The organism is Sphingobacterium sp. UDSM-2020 (assembly GCF_016132525.1).
GTDB classification, from domain to species: Bacteria; Bacteroidota; Bacteroidia; order Sphingobacteriales; family Sphingobacteriaceae; genus Sphingobacterium; species Sphingobacterium anhuiense.
Genome location: NZ_CP066166.1, coordinates 2140317 through 2159040 on the forward strand (window position 1 = coordinate 2140317; position 18724 = coordinate 2159040).

The 18724-nt window shown below is 34.7% G+C and carries 15 protein-coding genes; 10 read left to right on the forward strand and 5 right to left on the reverse strand.

Annotation, left to right across the window (positions count from 1 at the left end):
* Nucleotides 1–39: 39 nt before the first annotated feature.
* Both JAZ75_RS09150 and dapF read right to left on the reverse strand, forming a co-directional pair.
* Entirely contained in the window at nt 40–2925 is a 2886-nt protein-coding gene (locus JAZ75_RS09150; RefSeq protein WP_208701397.1) for a DEAD/DEAH box helicase, read from the reverse strand.
* A gap of 171 nt (nt 2926–3096) precedes the next feature.
* Nucleotides 3097–3879, reverse strand: coding sequence for a diaminopimelate epimerase (dapF, locus tag JAZ75_RS09155; RefSeq protein WP_132769343.1), 783 nt, complete (start codon nt 3877–3879; stop codon nt 3097–3099).
* A gap of 243 nt (nt 3880–4122) precedes the next feature.
* Here dapF and JAZ75_RS09160 point away from each other — a divergent pair, with 243 nt between their 5' ends.
* The 5 genes from JAZ75_RS09160 to JAZ75_RS09180 all read left to right on the forward strand — a co-directional run bounded on the left by JAZ75_RS09160 (nt 4123) and on the right by JAZ75_RS09180 (nt 8286).
* Nucleotides 4123–5670 (forward strand): Do family serine endopeptidase, encoded by a 1548-nt coding sequence (locus JAZ75_RS09160; protein ID WP_208701399.1) that lies wholly within the window; start codon nt 4123–4125, stop codon nt 5668–5670.
* 105 nt (nt 5671–5775) lie between these two features.
* Nucleotides 5776–6210: a low molecular weight protein-tyrosine-phosphatase gene (locus tag JAZ75_RS09165; protein ID WP_208701401.1), complete on the forward strand. Its 435-nt coding sequence runs from the start codon at nt 5776–5778 to the stop codon at nt 6208–6210.
* 183 nt (nt 6211–6393) lie between these two features.
* Nucleotides 6394–6741, forward strand: a complete 348-nt coding sequence (locus JAZ75_RS09170) for a hypothetical protein (RefSeq protein WP_021188004.1) — start codon at nt 6394–6396, stop codon at nt 6739–6741.
* Between the two features lie 9 nt (nt 6742–6750).
* Nucleotides 6751–7503 (forward strand): peptidylprolyl isomerase, encoded by a 753-nt coding sequence (locus tag JAZ75_RS09175; protein ID WP_132769337.1) that lies wholly within the window; start codon nt 6751–6753, stop codon nt 7501–7503.
* Nucleotides 7504–7521: 18 nt separating this feature from the next.
* A complete protein-coding gene (locus JAZ75_RS09180; protein ID WP_132769335.1) occupies nt 7522–8286 on the forward strand; it encodes an exodeoxyribonuclease III in 765 nt (254 codons plus the stop codon).
* Nucleotides 8287–8407: 121 nt separating this feature from the next.
* Here JAZ75_RS09180 and JAZ75_RS09185 read toward each other — a convergent pair whose 3' ends face one another.
* The gene (locus tag JAZ75_RS09185) at nt 8408–9469 is read right to left on the reverse strand and encodes an Mrp/NBP35 family ATP-binding protein (RefSeq protein WP_208701402.1); all 1062 of its coding nucleotides are present in this window, start codon (nt 9467–9469) and stop codon (nt 8408–8410) included.
* Nucleotides 9470–9649: 180 nt separating this feature from the next.
* On the opposite strand from JAZ75_RS09185, the gene JAZ75_RS09190 reads away from it, so the two are divergent.
* A complete protein-coding gene (locus JAZ75_RS09190; RefSeq protein WP_232789396.1) occupies nt 9650–11683 on the forward strand; it encodes a transglycosylase domain-containing protein in 2034 nt (677 codons plus the stop codon).
* A complete protein-coding gene (gene hpt, locus JAZ75_RS09195; RefSeq protein WP_208701406.1) occupies nt 11684–12223 on the forward strand; it encodes a hypoxanthine phosphoribosyltransferase in 540 nt (179 codons plus the stop codon).
* On the opposite strand, the gene JAZ75_RS09200 is transcribed toward hpt, so the two are convergent.
* Nucleotides 12220–12780 (reverse strand): DNA-3-methyladenine glycosylase I, encoded by a 561-nt coding sequence (locus tag JAZ75_RS09200; RefSeq protein ID WP_208701408.1) that lies wholly within the window; start codon nt 12778–12780, stop codon nt 12220–12222. The genes hpt and JAZ75_RS09200 overlap by 4 nt on opposite strands.
* A 104-nt stretch (nt 12781–12884) precedes the next feature.
* Between JAZ75_RS09200 and JAZ75_RS09205 the strand changes: the two genes are divergently transcribed.
* The 3 genes from JAZ75_RS09205 to JAZ75_RS09215 all read left to right on the forward strand — a co-directional run bounded on the left by JAZ75_RS09205 (nt 12885) and on the right by JAZ75_RS09215 (nt 15777).
* Nucleotides 12885–13844, forward strand: a complete 960-nt coding sequence (locus JAZ75_RS09205; RefSeq protein ID WP_021189410.1) for a DUF4271 domain-containing protein — start codon at nt 12885–12887, stop codon at nt 13842–13844.
* Between the two features lie 12 nt (nt 13845–13856).
* Complete coding sequence (locus JAZ75_RS09210) at nt 13857–14627, forward strand: uroporphyrinogen-III synthase (RefSeq protein ID WP_021189409.1); 771 nt, start codon at nt 13857–13859, stop codon at nt 14625–14627.
* A gap of 283 nt (nt 14628–14910) precedes the next feature.
* The gene (locus tag JAZ75_RS09215) at nt 14911–15777 is read left to right on the forward strand and encodes a cupin-like domain-containing protein (RefSeq protein ID WP_132769327.1); all 867 of its coding nucleotides are present in this window, start codon (nt 14911–14913) and stop codon (nt 15775–15777) included.
* Between the two features lie 68 nt (nt 15778–15845).
* Here JAZ75_RS09215 and JAZ75_RS09220 read toward each other — a convergent pair whose 3' ends face one another.
* Nucleotides 15846–18722, reverse strand: a complete 2877-nt coding sequence (locus JAZ75_RS09220; RefSeq protein ID WP_208701410.1) for a PD-(D/E)XK nuclease family protein — start codon at nt 18720–18722, stop codon at nt 15846–15848.
* Nucleotides 18723–18724 lie beyond the last annotated feature (2 nt).

Sequence of the window (18724 nt, forward strand, 5' to 3'; positions counted from 1 at the left end):
AGCCCCCCATGCGTTGTATGGGGGGCTTTTTTTGAGCAACTAACCCAGTAGCTCTTGAATATCTTCTGAAGAGAGTGATTTGATAAAACTTTCTTCAGTGGTAATTAAACTTTGAGCAATGGAACGCTTCCTGTTTTGCATTGCAAGTATTTTCTCTTCGACAGTATCTTTTGAGATGAATTTGTATATAAAGACATTTTTTGTTTGTCCAATACGGTGAGATCTATCAACAGCTTGTTGCTCCACAGCAGGATTCCACCATGGATCTAAAATAAATACATAGTCCGCTTCAATAAGGTTTAGGCCTACACCGCCGGCTTTGATGGATATTAAAAACAGCTTGGTGTCTTTATCTTCTCTAAATTGACTAACAGCTTCGTCCCTATTTTTTGTGCTTCCATCCAAGTAGGCATAATTAATACTTTTTTTGTCAAAATAGCTTCTGAAAATATTCAACTGCTTGACGAATTGAGAGAAAATCAATACTTTATTACCATTTTGAAGTACTTTTTCAAGTGTTTCAATGACAGTATCGAATTTACCCGAATTGCCTGTGTATTCCTGATCAACCATTTTCGGGTGGTTGGCAAGTTGTCTCAATTTAATCAATCCTTGTAATAATGCGATCTGATTTGATTTTGCTTTTCCTGCGAGCTGATTGTCTAAAATGGCATTACGATATTCCGATTTAACCTTTTCATACAGTTCATGCTGTTTCTCTGACATTTCGCAGTAAAGGACCTGTTCCGTTTTTGGAGGTAATTCCGTTGCTACTTGATCTTTAGTTCTGCGTAAAATGAACGGTTTAACTATAGTTTGAAGTCTTTTTGCTTTTTCTTCATCCTTTTTCTTTTCGATTGGTTGAACAAATTCTTTTTGAAAATAAGTATAACTACCCAAGAGGCCTGGATTTGTAAAATGCATCTGTGTCCATAAATCAGAAACTGAATTTTCTACGGGTGTTCCGCTTAATGCTAATTTATGTTGACTTTTTAGACTTTTGATCGCTTTAAATGATTTTGATGTTGGATTTTTAATGTTTTGACTTTCATCAAGAATGATATAGTTGAAGTAAAACTGATTTAAAAATTCCTCATCAATACGAGTGATACCATATGTAGTAATGACCAGATCATACGGAGAAAGCAACTGTGGGTCTTTTAATCTATTATTTCCCGTATGCAGATAAATCTTAAGATCAGGAGCAAATTTAGTAGCCTCATTTTGCCAATTGTAAATTAATGAGGTTGGCAATATTAGTAAAGATGTTTTGACAGCATGGTCTGCTATTAATATTTCTTTTTGATGTTGCAGTAGGGCTAATGTTTGAATAGTTTTACCAAGACCCATATCATCTGCCAAGCATCCTCCAAATTTATATTGCTGTAAGAAATTGAACCAATTGTAGCCAGCCCTTTGATAAGGTCGGAGTTGACCATGAAAATTTTTAGGTAATGGTGCATCAGCGATTTCTTCGAAATCAGCTAATTTTTTTAATTTTCGACTAAAGGTAAGTTCTGTATGTTCACTGATTTCATACAGCAAGCCTAGATGAATTTTATTTAATTTTAATTCATTCTTATCCCTAGAGAATTGAAATAAGTGATTGTATTGTGCAAACCACTCTTCAGGTATCATCGCGATCTCTCCATTGGGTAAAGTAAATTCTTTAATGTTATGAAGAATATGATGACGCAATTGAATAAAAGGAATTTCAAAAGGACCAAATTTTGCGATCGCTTTGATATCAAACCAGTCGTTATCCTCATTGATGGATATATCAATGGAAGTTTGGCCGATGAAGAATTTCTTTTCGGCTACATCCTGAATGATTTCAAACCCTTTTTCCCGCAATACCAAATCATTTTGACTTATCCAATCAAAAATAGAAGGCCGTTTTCCAAGTATTTCTTTTGGCAGTAAATCATTAGAGTGGGGATATAGTTTTTCTAAACCAAGCTCAGTAATGATCTTTGCCTGATTTTCTTCCCAAATAATCGATCTTTTTATACGATGGAAAGTATACAGATCATTTTCCTCATCATATTCCATACGAACATTGACCTTATTGTCTTTTCCAGACGAAAAGATATAAGGCCCATATTGAAACTGCAATTCAACATGCGAATCACCTTCCTCATGATAGATTAATTTTAATATTGGGTTGGCATTATGTTGATGGGTTTTGATCTCAAAGCCTTCAGCATATACATTATATTTCTCTATTAAGCTACAAACAAAAGTTTCAAAATATTTTTTCTCGGTACTTCTGGATACAGATATGAATCTTTTATTTAAAAAAGGGCTGAGTTTTTTCCCCTCTAATTGTTGGTCGAAGTGGAATAGGGTATTGTTTAAAAGTAGCCAAGCTTGTTCATTGACAATGACTTGTGCGTTCTTAAACATGAATTCCATACGATGGTCTTCATATTTAATCGTTGGAAAATAGCGGGTTTCCTCTTCATTTCTTCTAAAATGGAAAAGTACGGAAGCGGGTTGAGGAGCAATCAATAGTTTTTGATCTGCAGGATAACCATCTTTGCTCATGAGGAATATAGGCTTCTCTCCAACAAGGGCAAAGAATTGTAACAATACCTGATCAATTTTTGTTCTTAATAATTCATACAGATTTTTATCAAATACTTTTGAAAAAAAGTCTACGGGTCTTATTGCTTTTTTATGGAACTTTTTAATAAGGCTTGTTTGCTCAATTTCATCTAATAATCGGATTAATTTATAATCCAATTCATCGACCGCTTGCGCATATTCATTGACTGTATTGCTAAATACGCGTTGATATCGAAGTGAATATGTCCCATTTGGATTTAACTTAACCACATGTGGTTCTATTAAATAGCCCAAGTAAGGATGTTCGCAGATTGAATAAACAATTCGGTGTGATGAAGATAACTTTGTTTGTTGCATTAATATATTCGTACCTCTAAAAAGGTTTCTAATATACAGATTAATCTATATGATGTGGCTAAAATTTGTTAATAAATTTATGCTCAATGAACATAAACGTGGATTTTGTTTATGTTCATCAAGTAATATTTGACTTTTTAATAAATTTTTTGGTCAGTCAAAGATGGGGAATTAAATCATTCCTTCGAAAACAAATGTGGCAGGGCCCTTCAGGTAAACTTCTGTAAAGGAAGTTCCGTCTTTAAGAAAGGAAATATACAATTGACCTCCTAATACACGGATAGGTATTGTTATTTGTCCATTTAGATTTTCGTGGAGAGCTATAGTCATCGCTGCTGCAGTTGCTCCGGTGCCACAAGCAAATGTTTCATCTTCAACACCTCGTTCAAATGTACGTAAGAAATATCCGGAGTCGCCTTCTTTTTCGATAAAATTGACGTTGATACCCTCTGTTTTGTAGATTTCATTGTTTCGAATCTCATAACCTGCCTTGAAAACATCTAAATCAACCAGATTATGCATAAACTTAATATAGTGAGGGGAGCCTGTATTGATGACGTATGCCTCTCCATCACGGCTTATTTCTTGTACATCAATCATCTGCAGGTCAATCAAATTATTTTCTAAATTGGCATGATGACTTCCGTCTACTGCCAAAAAGTCAGTTTTATCAGATATTAATTTGAGATCTCTTGCAAATGCAACAATACACCGGCCCCCATTGCCACACATAGTTCCTTCTCGTCCATCCGAATTGTAATAAATCATCTCAAAATCAAAGTTTTCTTTTTCTTGCAATAACATCAGGCCATCTGCACCGATACCAAATCTTCGGTCACAAAGCTTTTGTATCAAACCCTCATTCTTACTGTCGAAATGAAGCTTTCTATTATCTATTAGAATAAAATCATTGCCGGCGCCTTGGTATTTTGAAAATTTAATTTTTGATTCCATTTGAGTGATTGTATCTAGCAAAATTAACTTTTCTGTTACAGATAACATAGGGAAAGTTAAGTTTTGTTAAAATAGTCTTTTATAGTCTTTAATTAACATTTTTTAACGTGTCTAATTTGCAGAGAATATTGAAATGGTACTAGATTTGAAAAGTATCTGTTATATTTATGTAGAATAAATTTTCGGGATAAATATCAATTTGAAGTATATCATATTTAATAAAAAATTTAGAAGCTATAGTTTATGAACAAAGTAAGTTTAACTTTATTAACAGCAGTCTTCGGTGGAGCCGTAGCCCTTGGGGGTTATAAGCTTTTTGAAAATAAAAAGTTTGAAGGAATGTCTATCGAAGACAAACAGAAAGTATATTTTGCGAACAATCCAACTGGAGTGATGTCCTCAACAGGAAATCCTGATTTTACACAAGCTGCTGCTGTTGTGTCTCCGGGGGTAGTTCATATTAAAACAACATATACGAGACAAGCGCCTCAAGGTGGTGGATCGGGTTCTCCTTTCGACATGTTTGAAGAGTTTTTTGGAACACCGCAGGGCCGTGGTCGTCAACAGAGACAGGCACAACCTGTCCAAGCGTCAGGTTCTGGAGTAATAATAACAGAGGATGGTTATATTGTAACAAATAATCACGTTGTGGAGGACGCCGATAAGATTGAGGTTGTCTTGACAGATAAACGTTCCTTTGAAGCAAAAGTAATAGGTCGCGATCCAAATACGGATTTGGCCCTTCTTAAAGTGACGGGTAAAGGTTTGCCTGTCGTGAAGCTAGGGAACTCGGATAATGTCAATATCGGAGAATGGGTTTTAGCGGTAGGATATCCACTGGGATTACAGTCTACAGTAACTGCAGGTATAGTGAGTGCTAAAGGTCGTCAGATTGGGATCTTAGGTGAAAGTCAACAACAACCAAGAGGATATGGCAATCAGGACCAACCTCCTGTGAATTCTTCAATTGAGTCTTTTATCCAGACAGATGCCGTTATTAATAGAGGTAATAGCGGGGGAGCATTGGTTAATGCACAGGGTGAGTTAATCGGTATTAATTCAGCAATAGCATCACCAACAGGGGTTTATGCTGGATATGGTTTTGCAATACCAGTTAATTTAGTTAAAAAAATTGTTGACGATTTTATTGAGTTTGGAAATGTTAAGCGTGGATACATTGGTATTACCTTTACTGAAATTACACCAGAGTTAGCGAAAGAAAAAGGATTTACAGATGTGAATGGTCTGTATGTTCAAGATATCGTTAAAGGTGGAGCTGCTGAAGCTGCAGGAATTCAGAAAGCAGATTTGATTACGAAAATTAATGGTAAAGTGATTACTTCTTCGCCAGTTCTACAAGAAACAATCGGTAGATTACGTCCTGGAGATAAAGTTAAATTAACGTTTAAGCGCGATGGAAAAGAGAAAGAGGTGACGGTAACTTTAAAAGGCGAAGAAATTAATAAAGCTGCAGCTGGTGATAAATCAAGTAAAAGTGCTACCGAAATTTATAATAAGTTAGGTGCTAGCTTCATGCCTGCTTCTAGTGAGAAGAAAAAAGAATTAGGAATTAACTCAGGTGTTGTAGTGACGCAAATAAATAAAGGTGGTGTATTTGAATACTTTGGAGTAGAAAGAGGATTAGTGATAACAGAGGTGAATGGGGTTCCAGTTAATAATGTTGACGAAATTGAAGCGGCATTAGGTAAAACAAAACGTAATATTGTAAGCTTAAAAGGAGTTCCTGAGCGTGGAAGTACTGTTATTATTAATGTTCCTATTGAATATTAATTAGATTTTAGGTTGGTTATGGAAAGGTGGTTTCGGAATCGAAATCACCTTTTTTTAGTTTATATATACCACTTATAATAGCAATATTATCATTATTTTTAAGGCATGAAAATTTTAATGGTTTGTTTAGGAAATATTTGTCGCTCACCATTGGCACATGGTATTCTGAGCCATATGGCAAAGGAAGAAGGTTTAGATTGGACAATTGAATCTGCTGGAACAGGAGACTGGCATATTGGTGAAAGCCCAGACCGTAGATCTATCGCTGTGGCTAAAAAATATGCAGTAGATATTTCACAACAAAAGGCAATGCATTTTAATCCTCGTTTATTTGAAATCTATGATCATATTTTGGTAATGGATCACCAAAATTATAAGGATGTCGTTGCACAGGCATCAACAAAAGAAGAAAAAGATAAAGTTGCTTTATTTTTAGTTAATGATATTGTTCCCGATCCCTATTTTGATGAAAGCTTATTTGAACCTGTTTATAAGATGATCGAAGCTCGTTGTAAAGAATTAATCAAAGCGTGGAAGTAATAACATGAAATGTCTAGAACCCCATATTTTCAGGAGATAGGTACATCTTGCTAATCTCGCGCTGAGATCTACTTGAGGTAAAATTGATAATCTGAATGTATTATGTTTCATATTCACATTTATATATTAGTATATAAATTACAATTTATCTAAGTTTGTCTTTATATCTAAGATTGTCTTTATATGAATGCATCAGAAGTAAATAAGAAATGGGTGATTTTGCAACATGAGATTGCACAGTCATTTGATATGGATCTACCAGATTTAAAAGTGTTTTTATTTCTGATAGGTGTCCAGGAATTAGGGAAAGGACCGCAGACTTTTTCAAAAAGAGAAAAAGAAGAGTTGATGCATATAGCTAATTGCCGACTTTTTAGTGCAATGGGCTTTTATGAACTTAAGGGGTTGGACGAACAAGGATGGCCACATTGGGAATTGATTAAGCCTATTCCTAATTATACATTGCTTGAACAAGAGTTGATCATAAAATCATTGATCATTGATTATTTTCAAGAGCTAAATGTAATTTAATAAAACGTAATGAAAAGAATTGTTTTAAGTTTATTTTTTTGTGCTTTATCGATCGTAGTATTTGCCGCAAAGCCTGCGTTTAAATATGTACGTATTCAAACAGATAAAGGAGTAGTTGTTTTAAAATTGTATAATGAAACACCTAAGCATCGGGATAATTTTATAAAATTGGTGAAAGAAAACTATTTCGACAGTTTATTGTTTCATCGTGTTATACAGAATTTTATGATTCAAGGTGGAGATCCTGATTCAAAAAATGCCAAATCAGGACAACTGTTAGGTGATGGTGGCCCAAGTTATACAATTCCTTCAGAAATACAATCGGGATTATTTCATAAAAAAGGTGCTCTTGGTGCCGCACGTGACGATAATCCGGCAAAAGCTTCCTCTGCGTCACAGTTTTACATCGTACAGGGCAAGAAATTTACGAATGCAGGTCTGGATAGTTTAGAAACTTTACGAATGAAAGGCGTAAAATTTACTGAAGCACAACGCACAACTTATACAACCGTGGGTGGTACTCCGCATTTGGATGGAAATTATACGGTATTCGGAGAGCTGGTCAATGGAACGGAAGTTATCGACGCGATTGCCGCTGTAAAAACGGATAAAAATGATCGTCCTTTAACAGATGAGCGTATGTATGTTAAATTATTAACGAAAAGAGAAGCAATTAATTTGGAACGTGAATTAAAGGGTTTAAAACCTCAGAACGGTTTCTTTACAAAGATTGCAGATTTATTTTCTTCTCAAAATTATTAAGCTTCAAAAAAGATTACTGTGAAAATAGTTACTTATAACGTCAATGGTTTACGAGCGGCCATAAAAAAAGATTGGTTAGGTTGGGTAAAGGAAGTAAATGCAGATGTTATATGTTTGCAGGAGATAAAAGCGACTCCAGATCAAATTCCTGAAATAGCATTGCTGGAACAGCTCGGTTATGAACATTATTGGTACCCTGCTCAGAAAAAAGGATATAGCGGTACCGCTATATTTACTAGAATAACACCAAAACATGTTGAGTATGGATGTGGACATGAGGATTATGACTTTGAGGGACGAATTATTCGTGCAGATTTTGATGATTTGTCCATCATGAGTACTTATTTTCCTTCAGGCACCACGGGAGATATCCGACAAGATTTTAAGTATCGGTTTCTTGCAGATTTTCAGGATTATTCGAATCAGTTACTACAGGAAAAGCCTAATTTAATTGTATGTGGTGATTATAATATCTGTCACCGTCCTATTGATATTCATAATCCGAAATCAAATGCTAACTCTTCAGGTTTTTTACCAGAGGAAAGGGAATGGATGGAAAATTTTATAAACTCAGGATATATTGACTCTTTCCGTCACTTAAATCCAGATCCGCATCACTACAGCTGGTGGAGTTATCGCGCAGGAGCACGTGCTAGAAATTTAGGTTGGCGTATTGACTATAATATGGTATCAAATGCTTTAGCAGATCGAATCGAATCGGCTACAATATTAAATCAGGCGGTACATTCTGATCACTGTCCAGTTGTCCTTAACTTAAAATAATACTATGTCGAAGCAGTAGCTTCCATATTTAATGATGGAATAAGTTTATCGTCATTTACAACACAAAAGAAAAGGCCCTAATTCTTTATTAGGGCCTTTTCTTTTTATACGATATACGTTGCTATCTAACAGCTTGTATAATAGACAACTGTTGTGCTACTTTTTCAGCGATTGCTATAAATGCTTTGGTTGTTGGATCTTCTTCATCAATAGCGATTGGAAAACCGTTATCTCCGGCATCAGAAATCCCCTTTAATAAAGGAATCTCCCCTAAGAAAGGTATTTTGTATTCTTCTGCTAGCCTTGTTCCTCCACCTTTACCAAATATGTAATATTTGTTTTCAGGTAATTCTGCTGGTGTGAAGTACGCCATGTTCTCCACGATACCCAGCAATGGGATATTGATAGAGTCCATTAGAAACATTCCCATACCTTTAATAGCATCAGCTAGTGCTACATGCTGTGGTGTCGTTACAATGACTGCACCTGCAATAGGATAGTTTTGGGCAACAGTGATATGGATATCTCCGGTTCCTGGTGGCATATCGATCACTAAATAATCTAAATCACCCCAATCAGTGTCATTCAATAATTGTTTGATAGCCGATGTTGCCATTGGACCTCTCCATGGAATAGGCTGATTTGGATCGGTGAAAAATCCGATCGATAACAATTTGATACCAAACTTTTCTATAGGCTGTATTTTAACAGTACCATCTTCATGTTGTACAGATTGAGGTTTTTCACCTTCTAAGCCAAACATAATTGGAAGGGAAGGGCCATAGATATCGGCATCTAAAAGTCCTGTTTTTGCACCTTTAGCATGTAATGATAAGGCTAGGTTTGCAGCAACAGTCGATTTACCCACACCACCTTTTCCCGAAGAAACAAGGATGATGTTTTTAATTCCTAAAAGTTGATTTCCTTCTTTACCTAAGACACGTGAGGTCATGTGAACATCTACTACAATATTCTTGTCAATAAAATGCGCAATAGCATTGCGACAAGCATGTTCTATATGATCCTTAAGTGGGCATGCTGGAGTTGTTAAAACAACTTCGAAAGATACTTTTTGATCTTCAATCACAATATTCTGAATCATATTGAGCGTAACCAAATCTTTTTTCAAATCTGGCTCTTCGACATATGATAATGCTTCTAGTACTTGTTCTTTGGTTATCATCTGATATATGGATGCATGTATATTAAACTACAAATTTACTGAATGATAAATTAAAACTTGTCATAAAGATGTTTTTAATGATATTAAGATTTAATTTTTACATTTGAGTATTCAAAATCGAGTGTGATACGTTGTTATAATATGTCCAATAATCTTAAGACCCTTCTTCGCTCCAAGAAAATGCGAATCTTGTACATTGTATTAGGAGTTATTTCTATATTTATAGTAGCAGGAGGTGTATTCGCATATCAAAAAAGAGACGGTATCTTGTTGTCTGCAATCAACAAGGCAAAAGAAAAACTTGCGACCAAGTATGACTTGGACCTTAAAATCCAATATTATTCTTTTAAAGGCCTATCAGCTGTTCAGTTTCAGAATATTATTTTGCAACCTAAAGGTAAAGAGCAATTGGCCCATATTCAGGATCTGACTGTATCTATTCGAATATTTCCATTACTATTCGGTGATGTCAAATTAGGTCAGATCTTAATGAACAATAGTGCGGTCACTTTGATTAAGAAAGATTCGACAAGTAATTACGATTTCCTATTCAAGAAAAAAAATAGAGATAGCACAGCTAATGATAAAGCTGAAACTAATTTTGCAGAACTGGCCGATCGTATGCTAAAGAGCGTATTCTTTAAAATTCCAAAGGATATGGATTTACAGAATTTCGAAATATCCTATCAGGATGATAGCACTTCACAGCGTATCTCAATTCCTGAGGCAGAAATCTCAGGTGGAGATCTTAAAACAAAATTCCTGTTGAATGATCATGAAGCTGTTTGGAATCTAGAGGGCACAGTCAATCCTGATGGGAAGGAAATGTATCTCCGGTTGTTTTCTGATGCAAAAGATGTAGAGCTACCATTGTTACGACGAAAATTTGGTTTAAGAGCAAGTTTTGATGCGTTGACATTTCGTTTAAATAAGGTCGATCGTAAAAATAAAGAGTTATTGTCGCTATCTGGTGAATGGGGGTTTGAGAATTTGAAATTGAATCATTGGCGTATTTCAGATAAAGATGTTCTTTTTCCTGAAGGTTTAATGAGTGGTATTCTTAATATTGGAAAAACATCTGTTGAAATTGATAAGGAAAGTAAGGTTAAGGTTAAAGAGTTTGAATTTAGTCCTTATGTAAAATATGTACATAAGCCTGATAAACAATTAGAACTAGCCATTCATACCGATCGAATTGAGGCTCAAAAGTTTTTTGATGCTATGCCTCAAGGGTTATTTCATTCTTTAGAAGGTATACGTGTTTCCGGACATATGCAATATGATTTAAATTTTTCATTGAACTTTAAGAAACCGAATGAAGTGATCTTTACATCTAAAATGGATGATAAAGATTTAAAAATAGAAAAATGGGGTAATGCTAATATTCAAGAATTAAATACAGCATTTACCTACATTGCCTATGAGAAAGGAGAACCCATGAGAACGATAGTACTTGGCCCTCAGAATAAAGATTTTACACCTTTAGATCAGATTTCAAGGTATATGCAGATATCCTTAATCAATACGGAAGATCCATTCTTTTTTTCTCATAACGGTTTTCAAGAAGAGGCTTTTCGTTTATCAATTGCTACAAATTTAAAGGAGAAAAAATTTAAACGTGGAGCAAGTACAATTTCGATGCAACTTGTAAAAAACGTGTTTTTGAACCGTAATAAAACGGTAGTAAGAAAGGTAGAAGAGATTATTTTAGTCTGGTTGATGGAGTCTTCTAAACAAGTCAGTAAGAAACGACTTTATGAAGTGTATTTGAATGTCATAGAGTGGGGGAATAATGTTTATGGTATTACAGAAGCATCTCGTTATTACTTTGGTAAAAAACCTGCAGATTTAAATTTGGGTGAAAGTATCTTTTTGTCTAGTATTGTACCTCGACCTAAGACGGGTTTATATTCTTTTGACTGGACAGGCCATCTGAAGTCAAATATGATCCGCTATTTTAATACCTATGGCAACATCATGGTTAAGACAAAGCAGATTGGAGTAGACTCTACGGTGTCTAATTATGGTTTTTATCAAGTCGAGTTGGTGCCACATCTTCGATCGGCAAGACCTGCATTTGTTGATTCAGTACAAACAGATACATTGGATCTAGAAGAGGGAGAAGATAATTTTCTAAACTTAGATGAGACAACGGAAGCCCACAAGCGATCTCTTTTTGATAAATTATTAGGGCGAAATAAAGAAGAAAAATAAATGAAACAGATACAGATAGATGAATTGCACTTTGAATTGATGATTGATGAAAATCAGATTCAAAAACGGATACGTTTGATTGGCGTTGATATTAATCATCGTTATGAAGATAAAAATCCAGTATTTATTGGTGTCTTAAATGGCTGTTTCATGTTTATGAGCGACCTTTTGAAGCAGGTTGTAATTCCTTGTGAAATGTCTTTTGTAAAACTATCTTCTTATCAGGGTACCAGCCAGGGGGAAATGAGTGAGCTTATAGGTTTGGGTATAGATCTTAAAGGAAGGGATGTTATTATTGTAGAGGATATAGTAGAGTCAGGTAATTCATTAATGCATACCATAGCCTCCATCGAAAAGCAGTCACCATCCAGCGTAGTGGTATGTACGCTATTGTTAAAGCCTGAATGTTTACAAAATGATTTTGAAAACATTCAGTATGTAGGCTTTGAGATTGAAAAAGAGTTTGTTGTTGGCTACGGTATGGATTACAATGGTTTGGGACGAAATATCCCACATATTTATAAAAATATTGTTATTTAGTTTCTGAAAGTACAAGAATTAAGGTGATCGTTGACCATCCCTACAGCCTGCATATAGGCATAGCAAATGGTAGATCCAAAAAACTTAACACCTCTTTTTTTTAGGTCTTTAGAAATTAAATCAGATTCTAAGGACGTAACTGCGGTGTCCTTTTGTGTTAGGATGTTGTTTTCAATCCGCTCCCGATTGGGCATAAATTGATAGAGATATTCATAGAAGCTACCAAACTCCTCTTGAATTTTGATAAAAATTTGGGCGTTTGTTATTGATGTTTCAATTTTCCGACGATGGCGGACAACTCCCGTATTTGTTAAAATTTGCTCTACATCTTCAGGAGTGAACTTTGCCACAGCTTGTACATCAAAATCTGCGAATGCCTCCTTGTATTGGGGCCTTCTTTTCAATATGGTAATCCAGCTTAATCCAGCTTGCGCAGATTCCAAAATCATAAATTCAAAAAGGGTTTTGTCATCCTTAACCTGTTTACCCCATTCCAAATCATGATACTCCATATACAGCGGGTCGTTCCCGCACCATAAACATCTTGTTGTTGACATCTGTTCGTTTTTAATTTTGGTTGAAGTTAAGAAAAGCGTTTGTAATGTTTTTTTTCTAAGCCAATTTTTATCATAACTTTACAACTCTAAAGAGTTTCAAAGCGATGCAGGTGAAGTTAAGCTACATTATTCAGTTTATTTTTTTCATTTTTTTATCTTTTGCCCATAATGCAAAAGGACAGGAGACTGTTGATTCGATAAGCAAGATTTCCATTGATTCTGTAGCGATCTCAGATACTTTGGCTGTGAAACAAGTTCCAAAAGGACAGGAATTGCTCCATCCATCTTTAATACGGCCCTATCATATCGTAGAAATTGTTGGCGATGAAATTATTCTTCATAATTTGAACTCATATGCTGTTACACAATATTTTAAAACAAGTGATCTAAAAGGTAAAGATAAAGTACATGTTGGCATATTAAAATATGAACGGAAAAGGTGGGTATTATTTACAAGTCTATTTCTTTTTTTAGCATTTGCAATAGTTCGGTTTTTCTTCTCTTCAGATGTAAAATTAATTGTATCTGCATATTTTAATGAACGAATTATTGTACAAGTAAGTAAAGAAGATACCATATTAACCTCTTGGCCGTTTATCTTTTTGTACCTACTGTTTTCTTTAGCACTAAGCTTATTTGTCTGTATATTTTATGCATACATCCTACAACGATTTGACTTCTTATCTTTTACCAATTATTTAAAAATATCAGCGATCATAGCAATAATATTTGCTTTAAAAATAGGATTTATAAGGTTTATAGCGTTTGTTTTTGAAATACAGCGATTAGTGAAAGAATATGTTACAATCTTATATTTAATTTACTTTAATTCATTGTTATTTTTACTGCCAGTAGTGCTTGTAGTAAGTCTTGTACCTTTAGAATATCTGTCTTATATCTTCAGTTTCACGGTAATCATCGGTATACTGCTGTTTTCTTATCGTTTTTTACGGACAGCGCTAAATGTTGTCTCTCAACAGCAGTTTTCAGTTTTTTATTTAATTTTGTATCTTTGTTGCCTAGAAATAGCACCTATTTTAATATTGGTGCGACTACTAAGCTAATTAAATGATAATATGCAAACTTCCGACGTAGAAAGAGCGAAAAAGGTAAAAAGTATATTGGTAACCTTGCCAAAGCCTGAAAATGATAAGTCACCATATGCTGCATTAGCACTGAAGTATAATTTAAAACTTGATTTTAGAGGTTTCATCCACGTAGAGGGTGTTCCAGCACGTGATGTAAGAAAAGATAAAGTTAATCTTGCTGATTTTACGGCTGTTATTTTTACAAGCAGAAATGCTGTAGATCATTTCTTTAGAGTCTGTGAAGAAATGCGTTTTGAAGTGTCTTCTGAGTTGAAATATTTCTGTATTTCTGAAACGATAGCTTTGTACCTTCAAAAGTATATTCAGTATCGTAAGCGTAAAATTTTCTTTGGAAAGCAAACAGCTAAAGATTTAGAAGACGTTCTTAAGAAGCATAAAGACGAAAATTTCTTATTTCCTTGTTCAGATGTCGCAAATGAAGAGACAAGTAAGTGGTTGAAAGAAAATGGCTATAAATTTACACCTGCTGTTCTTTTTAAAACAGTGGTAAGTGATTTATCTGATCTGAAGGATGTTTTTTATGATGTAATCGTATTCTTTAGTCCTTCTAGTGTGCAATCTCTGTATGAGAATTTTCCAGATTTTAAACAAAATCAAACCAGAATTGCTGCATTTGGTGGAAGCACACAACAAGCATTACTTGAGCATGGCTTAGTTTTAGATATTCCTGCACCAACACCAAAGGCACCTAGTATGACAATGGCGGTTGAGGAATATATAAAAATGGTAAATAAATAAAAATATTATTATCTCAATTTGAGATGATGATCGAAATAAGGCTTAAGACGAAGTTTGATTGAATACTGAAAAGTTATTTGTACTTCTCTATATGTTTTTATTCAGTAATATTAAGATGATAATATAAAATTAAATGACAAGTGTCATTTAGTTATTTAGAATATTTCTACTAACTTGTGAGCTAAATTAGTACTTTAGCAGGAGTGATTGTTTTTAATCATGGCATAAGTTTAAGTAGAAATATTTTTTTTAAGTTTGTAGTAGTTGTAAAAACAGATAGCTTGTGAAATTAAAACCAGTTGATAGTATCTCAGGAATAACTCCAAAAGAATTTGTAAAAGATTACTTAAAAAAAGGTCAGCCTGTAATTATTAAAGACTTTATAAGTAAGGATAGTGCATGTTGGGATAAATGGAGTTACGATTATTTCAAGGAAATTGCAGGTCAAGAGCAAGTAGATGTGTATGGGCGTGAAGAAAATTCTCAAAATCATGCTGCAAGTCCTCCTGTTGGGAAAATGACTTTGGCAGAATACTTAGATAAAATAAGTGCAGAACCTACCGAGCTACGGTTGTTCCTTTTTAATCTGCTGAAGATTAGACCAGAACTAAAAAAGGATGTTATTTATAACGATGTGACCGGGGGTAAAGTGATTCAATGGTTACCTTACTTATTTTTTGGTGGAGAAGGGTCGTCAACAAGAAATCACTTTGATATTGATATGTCACATGTGTTTATTTCCCAGTTTCAAGGATCTAAGCGGATCTGGTTATTTCCAAATGATCAATCTGATTTATTGTACAAATTACCCTATAATTTTCATAGTATAGCCAATCCTAAATACAGTACTGAAGCTGAATATCCTGGATTACAATTTATAAAAGGCTATGAAGCGGTTATAAATCCTGGAGATACGTTATATATGCCGGCAGGGTGGTGGCATTATATCCAATATGATACGGAAGGTTATTCCATCTCAGTTCGGGCTTTAGCAAATACATTCTCTGAAAAGTTAATTGGTGCCCGCAATTTGTTCATCACCCGTTATTTTGATGATGCTATGCGTAGGATTTTTAAAAAGAAATGGTTGGATTATAAGATAGAAATGGCAATAAAACGAGCGCAAAAAGCGATTAAAAAATTAAAATAGTATATTTTAATTGATAAAAAGAGCTCCATCCGACACAAAAGGGTGGAGCTCTTTTTATGATATTGCATTTATTCTTCGTCTTCTTCGTCGATAGCGTTTTTGTAAAATAAAGTATAAGGATCCGAATCGTATATTTTTGCTTTTGGATCATGTCTAAAAGGAATTTCTGGATTGAAGATCTCTTCCAAAGTAGCTTTTAGAAAGGAAATAAATTCTTTTTTCACTTCTGCAAGATATACTGTTTCTAACACTTCTGATTTGGCGTAAAATAAAGTTCCTTCTTCCCTCATTTTTCGAGCAACATACAGATTAGGTTCTATTCCGATACGTCCTGTTACCTGCTCATAGACATACGTATAAAATAAAGTTTGCACCAATGCTTTATTCTCCGTGTTTTTGATAAACACTTTATCCAATGACTTAAAATTGACTTCGTCCGCGCCTGTTTTATAATCAACAATACGTATTTTGACTGTTTTATCTTTTAATAGCACTTCGTCCACGCGGTCAATAATACCGTATATACGTACATTTTCCTCTTTCCCTTCAACCTCGATAGGAAAATCCATGATATAGTCTTCATCATTTTCCAATTCAATGATTTTGATGCCAATAAAGTGATCGATGTCATGTTGAACCAGTAATCTGACATATTCAGAAGAAATCTTATGCATGATCCGCTGAAGACTATTTAGCGAATTTAGTCCCGTGCCTTCCAATTGATATAATTCAATTATTTCGGCAATAATTAAAGCATCTACTGTCTGTAATGATTGCTCTAATTTTCCTATAGGTACAAATTGTGCTGCACCTTTGAATGGTAGATAGACTTTTTCCATCACGTTGTGAATAACAGTACCCAAATTGTTCATTTCAAATTCTTGCGAGATACTGGGAGGTTCTTTAATCTCAGCTACATATTTCAAGAAAAATTGCAGGGGAGATTGTAAATAAGTCGTGAGCGCTGTTGCAGAAATTTTTTTCTTATTAGTAATGAAATCTGAGCGCAATTTATCCCAAACTTTTCCTTTTTTGTCAATGATAACTTCATCTTGATCAGGTAAAAAGGTAATATTTTGCTGTTGATTATGTTTTAAAAAATTGAACTTGCTTTCAAACTCCAGCTGTTTGATAAAGCGGCTTTCCTCTCCAGATGAACTGTCGCTAACAATACCATTATAGAGCAGGTGGATTTCGGTACTGTATTGAAAATGACGATAGAACAAATATGCGGAAAGCGCGTCCTGGTTCTCTAGAATCGGTAATCCATAAGCCTGTCTTAGTGAATTGGGGATGAATGTTGGAGAGCTAGATGTTTTAGGCAATATACCCTCATTTGCACCTAAAACATAAACGTGGTCAAAATTGAGACAACGACTTTCTAAAAGCCCCATGATCTGCAGTCCTTCAAGTGGATTACCCTCGATTGCCGAATTGATATTTGCAATTGCTTTACTGATCAGTCCAAATTGAAATGGTAGGCTTAGCGGTTGAAGCGATTCTAGACCTAAATTAAGCTGGTTTAACGTCTTTCTTACTTCAATCAATAAGTTGCTGTCAATCTGTTTTATTCGATCTTCCTGCGCTAGATTTTGCAGTAGATTATCAATGATATGAATCAATATAGCAATTGCTTCCTCTATCCTTACAATGGGGTGGAAGAAGTGTGTTAAACTTGAGCTTTTGAAGGAAAGCTCTTTGATTTCAACTTCGAAAAGCTGTTTATCTGATATAAGCTTTTGAATGTCCAACTTTTCCTCTTTAGACACATTGGTCAATGGGTGATTGATAAATGTCTCAATCAGTGTGTATGGAATTTTATTTTTTTTCTGATGTGTGATGAGGTGTTGTACCTCCATCCACAATTCTATAATGCCGTAGATGGGAGATTGAGTCAAAGGAAAACCGGTGGTAATATTAGGTTTCACATCTGGAAGACTTTGTAATAGCGATACTAGTAAAGATTCATCTGCCAATAAGATAGCAGAAGATTTGCCTTCCTTTTCATTATTTACTAAAATATCATGCAATAATTTGGTTTGCGATACATTTCCGGTTGCGGAATAAAGGTTTACATCTGAATACCGATTGCCAATAACATTTGAACTTTCACCTAATGCATTTTTCAATCCGCTTTCAAATATGTTACGACGAATAAATAATCCTGCCTCTTGTTGTTTGTCATCTAAATAGTAAGCATCTGCATCAAAATAGAATAATGCCAAACCTGCATCTTGCCACTTTTTGAATAAAGTAGCTTCTGCTTTGCTCAAAGCATTGAAGCCGACAAAAATGATTTGTTTATATTGTTGGTGGAATGTTTGGTTTTTTGCTTTTCCATCCACAATATCACGGTAGATGGTCGGCATATTTGTCATTTTTTTAACTTTTAATTCTTCTTTAAATGACCGATATAGCACCGGAAGACGTCGCCATAACTTTAAAAATCGTTCTTGTACAGCAGTATAACCTGCTATGGAAAATGATTGCCAAAATTGACGGATAAAATCCTGCTGTTCTGCAGTGAAATGTTGAAACTGTAAATCAATTTGGGTATTGTCAAACAATTCCATAAAGATTTCGTCTATGTCAACAAGATCATAATCCAGCTGTGAAAAATCACTCAATATGGTTTCTGCTATTGGGTAAAACTCTTCTAAGGTCTCCGCTTCATGACCTTCCTTGGCGAGGAGTTCATTGTGTAAATGATAGAGAATAAAAAATTGTGCAATAGGTGTAGCCTCAGACAAGTTAGTGGACAGACGAAAAAATTCTTGAATGGTAAAAAATTGTGGTGACCAAATTGCTTGACCATATACCTCAGCTAGATGTTGTTTGAGGTACGTAATCGGTCTCTTATTATTGAATATTATAGCAGTTTCGTGTAGATCTTCTCCAAAACGATTTTTCAAATCGATAGCGACGTCTTTTAAAAATGGATTCATTT